Genomic DNA, 4,755 nt, shown 5'->3' with positions numbered 1-4,755 from the left:
CGAGAGCTTTCGTGGCAAGGCGTGATAACGCAGTAATATCTGGATCTTTCAAGTGATCACAACGCAGTCATGGAAGCTCTCGTTCTGGCCCGAAGGGTGACTCTTAAAGCGGCCATCTGACTGCGTTAAACTTGTTTGAAAGACCCTGGTATTCCTGTACAAGCTCGCCTTGCATATGGCCGCTTTAAGAGTCACTGAATGAGACAAACAAATAGGTTTCGAGTACTGGGAGCCTGACCGGGAATAGACAGCCTGGCCAGACTCCTGGAGATTCAAAGTGCTTGAGGTGGATTATGGGTTTGCTGGTAAACGGTGAGTGGCAGGATCAGTGGTATGACACAACTAAAACAAAAGGAAGGTTCGAAAGAGAAACAGCCGGCTTTCGTCACTGGATTACCAAAGATGGCTCATCGGGATTCAAGGCCGAGCCCGGGCGGTATCATCTTTATGTTTCCCTGGCCTGTCCCTGGGCTCACCGAACTTTAATCTTCAGAAAACTCAAGCAGCTGGAGTCTCTGATCAGTGTTTCAGTTGTCAGCCCTGACATGCTGGATAAGGGCTGGAGTTTTGATCCAGACACTGGTTCCACGGGTGATGATCTCTATCAATCAGAATTTATGCATCAAATTTATACCCGGGACACACCCAACTATACCGGCAGGGTGACGGTGCCTGTTTTGTGGGACAAAAAGACCGAAAGAATCGTCAGCAATGAGTCTTCTGAAATCATCCGGATGTTGAACACTGAGTTCAATGAGCTGACAGGCAATAATGATGACTTCTATCCAGAGGCTTTAAGAGCCGACATAGATGAGATCAACGATCTGGTTTATCACACCATTAACAATGGTGTTTACAAGGCAGGTTTTGCTACGGAACAAAGCGTTTACGAGAAAGCTTGCAAGGCGCTGTTCAGTACATTGGATTTGCTTGAATCAACGCTGGCAGGACAAAAATATCTTTGTGATGATCGGCTAACAGAAGCTGACTGGAGACTATTTACGACATTGGTTCGCTTTGATGCTGTTTACCATGGGCATTTTAAATGCAACCTGAAAAAGTTGGTCGAATATCCAAACCTATGGGCTTATATCAGAGAGTTGTACCAGTATCCTGGTGTGCTAGAAACCGTCAATCTAGAGCAGATCAAACAGCGCTACTATGGCAGTCATGAGAGCATTAACCCGACTCGCATTGTTCCCCTTGGCCCTGAGATAGATTTCATGGAGCCTCATGGGCGAACTGAAGAGAAAGACAATAATTAACAAAGTTTGCTTTTAGGTGACATTAATCAACAAAAGATGGCGGATAAACAGTTAATCTTTCTGCTATCAAAAACCAATAAAGATTAATGTTGAATAAGGAACATTGCGATTAACACTTTACCTCTTCCTCTGAGGCTCGCCATCATTGGGGTATGGGCCGTAATCAGTTATTTCCTGGGCCAGGGTCTGGTAGAACAGCCGGACACTCAGCTGGGTCTATTCATGCTGCTGTTTTTCGCCGGATTGTGGATGACAGAAATTGTCCCACTGCCCATTTCGGCGTTGCTGGTTCCTGTCATCGCAGCCCTGATTCAGGTGCTGGACTTTGCCAAGGGAATGTCGAACTTCTCCTCAACCATTATTTTCCTGTTCATGGGTGGTTTTACTCTGGCCGCACTATTGAATAATTACGGAATAGATCGCTGGTTGGCGGAGCGGGTGACCTATCTGGCCGGTGGTCGTTTATGGGTTTCCGTCATCCTGTTCTTTACTGTGGTTTCTTTTTTGTCCATGTGGATGAGTAACACTTCCACTACAGCCATGATGTTGCCGATTGCCATTGGTTTGATCGACAAGAAGTACCCCAGAATGCGTACCTTTGTTGTGTTGGGCACCGCTTATGCTGCCAATATCGGTGGCCTGGCGACAGTGGTAGGCTCACCTCCCAATGGTATTGCGGCTGAAGCACTCGACCTGGATTTCCTGACCTGGATGAAAGTAGGTCTGCCCAGCACTCTGATGTTATTCCCCGCCGTACTGTTTTCCATGTGGCTGATTATCCGTCCGGAACAAGATGCCCAGGTGAACCAGAGCCGTGGCGATGGTTTTGAAATGAACTGGAGCCCGCAGGCAAAAGGTGCCATTGCTCTGTTCCTGTTCACCGTAGTTTGCTGGATTTTCGCTAAACCTATAGGCCAGTTTCTGGACGTTAAAGGTTTTGATCGCCTGATTGCGGTGGCTATTACTGCTGCTGCACCTGCACTTGGCCTCATTGGCTGGAAAGAACTGGAAAAGAAAATCGACTGGGGCATCCTGCTGCTGTTCGGTGGTGGTATTTGTCTGTCCATGATCCTCAAGGGCACAGGAACTTCTGCATGGCTGGCAGGCAATATCATGACTTCGCTGAGTGAAGCTCCCAGCTGGTTGCTGATAATGGCTTGCATTGCCTTCATGATATTCCTGACAGAAATGGCTTCCAATACCGGCTCTGCAGCCATTCTGATTCCGGTAATGATTGCTCTGGCCGATCAATTCAATCCGGCTATTACCTACTCACTGGTCTTTGGTGTAGGTGTAGCGGCTACCTGTGCTTTCATGCTGCCAGTAGCCACACCTCCCAATGCACTGGCTTACGGTACGGGTGAGGTAAAACAGAGCCAGATGCTGAAAGCCGGTATGGTGCTGAACATTATCAGTATCTTCGTAGTCTACTTCAGCGTATCCGCCTTTGCCTGATAGTCCCTTATGTTTCCCCCCACTGGTACCAGCACGGATCTGTGGGGGGAAATAGAGCAAAAAAAATTAAAAATACTGCTATTTATTTCAATTGCTTCTATTTAAAGCTGCCAGTAGCCTATCGAGGATCTGTTTTTCCTTTCGGTAAAACAGCAACAGTGAAATTTATATAAAAGACAGGGATGCAGCGATGCTCACTTGGCTCTGGCACTACATTCGTCCATACCGTCTCCGACTCATAGCGGCCCTTTTGGCGCTGGTGTTTACTGCGGGTATGACATTAAGCCTGGGTCAGGGCCTGAAGCTGATGATTGATCAGGGCTTTGTTGAAGGTTCTGTGAGTGGGCTCTGGCAGTCGCTCCAGATCTTTCTGGTGCTGGTGGTTGCCATGTCATTAGGGGCTTACTGTCGCTTTTACCTGGTCTCCTGGCTGGGAGAGCGGGTGGTGGCCGATATTCGAAAAGACCTCTACCTCAATCTGGTTAAATTGCATCCAGGCTTTTTTGATGACAATCATTCCGGAGAAATTCAGAGTCGCGTAACCACTGACACTACATTGTTGCAATCGGTTATTGGCTCAGAAATCTCCTTTGCGCTTCGAAATTCCCTTATTTTTCTCGGTGGCCTGGCTCTGATGCTGTTTAGCAATCCGAAGCTGTCTCTGATGGTACTGGTAGCTGTTCCTCTGATTATTTTTCCCCTGATCTATATTGGTCGTCGTATTCGCCAGCTCTCCAGTGAGAGTCAGGATAAAGTAGCGAATGCCGGGGCCTGGGTAGGGGAGAGTCTGCAGAATCTTAAAGTGGTTCAGGCCTTTAACCGGGAAGACCTGGTTGTCAGACGGTTTAACGGAGCTGCTGAAACCGCCTTTGATGTCGCTATCAAAAGAATCAAGAAACGAGCGTTACTGATCTGTCTGGTTATGCTCCTGGTGCTCAGTGCAGTAGGTGGGATGTTGTACGTCGGAGGTCGTGATGTTGTCGAAGGGCATCTCAGTGGTGGTGATCTGGCGGCATTTGTCTTTTATGCCATTATGGTGGCGGGTTCGCTTGCTGCCGTAACGGAAGTGTATGGAGAATTGCAGAGAGCTGCGGGCGCTGTGGATCGAATCCGTGAACTGATGGCTTGGAAGTCTGAAATTACTGAGCCGGAAGCCCCCGTCGCACCCGAAAAGGTCGGAGGCAGCTTGCAACTGGATCAGGTGACCTATGCCTACCCATCCAGATTGGATGACCCTGCTATTGAAGCCCTGTCTCTGAATATAAAGCCTGGAGAAAGAGTCGCTTTGGTTGGGCCTTCAGGAGCCGGTAAATCGACTCTTTTCGAATTATTGCTGCGTTTCCGTGATCCTGTCTCCGGTGAGGTATTGTTGGATGGCGTACCTATTCAGCAAATGAAACCTGCCCGTTTACGTAGCCACTTTGCCCTGGTGCCACAGCACCCTGTGCTGTTCTCTGCCAACGTCTGGGAAAACCTGAGATATGGCAATCCTGACGCCACCGATGAAGAAGTCATTGCTGCAGCTAAAGCGGCTCATGCTGATGAATTTATTCAGCAAATGCCACAGGGATACAGCAGCTACCTGGGAGAGAGGGGCGTAAAACTGTCCGGCGGACAGCAACAAAGACTGGCCATAGCCAGGGCCATATTGAGGGACCCTGAAATCTTGCTGCTGGATGAAGCCACCAGTGCTCTGGATGCACAGAGTGAATATTTAGTGCAACAGGCACTTGATAGTTTGATGAAAGGCAGGACAACACTGATTATTGCTCATCGCCTGGCAACCATCACTCACGTAGATCGAATCGCCGTTATGGATCAGGGAAAACTGGTGGCGACAGGGACTCATGAAGAGTTGCTGAAGAGTTCTGTGCTATACAGCCGTTTGGCTCAGCTGCAGTTTAATGCGGCTTGATGTATAGGAATTTCAAAGCACAGGTAGAACACCTTTCGTCGTATAGTTTTGCCGGATTTTCCTGAGAAGCAGTCAGGCTGTTTTCCCTGATTCTAAAAAACATCAGTTTTACAGGTAATG

The 4,755-nt window shown here is 48.3% G+C and carries 3 protein-coding genes; all 3 read left to right on the top strand.

Going from position 1 to position 4,755, the window contains the following annotated elements; all coding sequences use genetic code 11:
- Positions 1-293 precede the first annotated feature (293 nt).
- The 3 genes from ACR2PX_RS01710 (at position 294) to ACR2PX_RS01700 (ending at position 4,635) form a co-directional block, all read left to right on the top strand.
- Positions 294-1,265 carry a glutathione S-transferase family protein gene (locus ACR2PX_RS01710; RefSeq protein WP_433997629.1) on the top strand — a complete coding sequence of 324 codons (972 nt, stop codon included), beginning with the start codon at positions 294-296 and terminating at the stop codon, positions 1,263-1,265.
- A gap of 222 nt (positions 1,266-1,487) precedes the next feature.
- The gene (locus tag ACR2PX_RS01705; RefSeq protein WP_433997628.1) at positions 1,488-2,720 is read left to right on the top strand and encodes an SLC13 family permease; all 1,233 of its coding nucleotides are present in this window, start codon (positions 1,488-1,490) and stop codon (positions 2,718-2,720) included.
- 190 nt (positions 2,721-2,910) lie between these two features.
- A complete protein-coding gene (locus ACR2PX_RS01700) occupies positions 2,911-4,635 on the top strand; it encodes an ABC transporter transmembrane domain-containing protein (RefSeq protein WP_433997627.1) in 1,725 nt (574 codons plus the stop codon).
- Positions 4,636-4,755 lie beyond the last annotated feature (120 nt).

It is taken from the genome of Endozoicomonas sp., assembly GCF_051008435.1.
GTDB lineage: Bacteria > Pseudomonadota > Gammaproteobacteria > Pseudomonadales > Endozoicomonadaceae > Endozoicomonas_A.
The sequence above is the reverse complement of the archived record's forward strand: the minus strand, read 5'-3'. Positions and strand labels throughout refer to the sequence as shown.

Bases quoted from the DNA above. Each gene is read 5' to 3' on its own strand.
- ACR2PX_RS01700 (WP_433997627.1), top strand. From the start codon at position 2,911: ATGCTCACTTGGCTCTGGCACTACATTCGTCCATACCGTCTCCGACTC.
- ACR2PX_RS01705 (WP_433997628.1), top strand. From the start codon at position 1,488: ATGCTGCTGTTTTTCGCCGGATTGTGGATGACAGAAATTGTCCCACTG.
- ACR2PX_RS01710 (WP_433997629.1), top strand. From the start codon at position 294: ATGGGTTTGCTGGTAAACGGTGAGTGGCAGGATCAGTGGTATGACACA.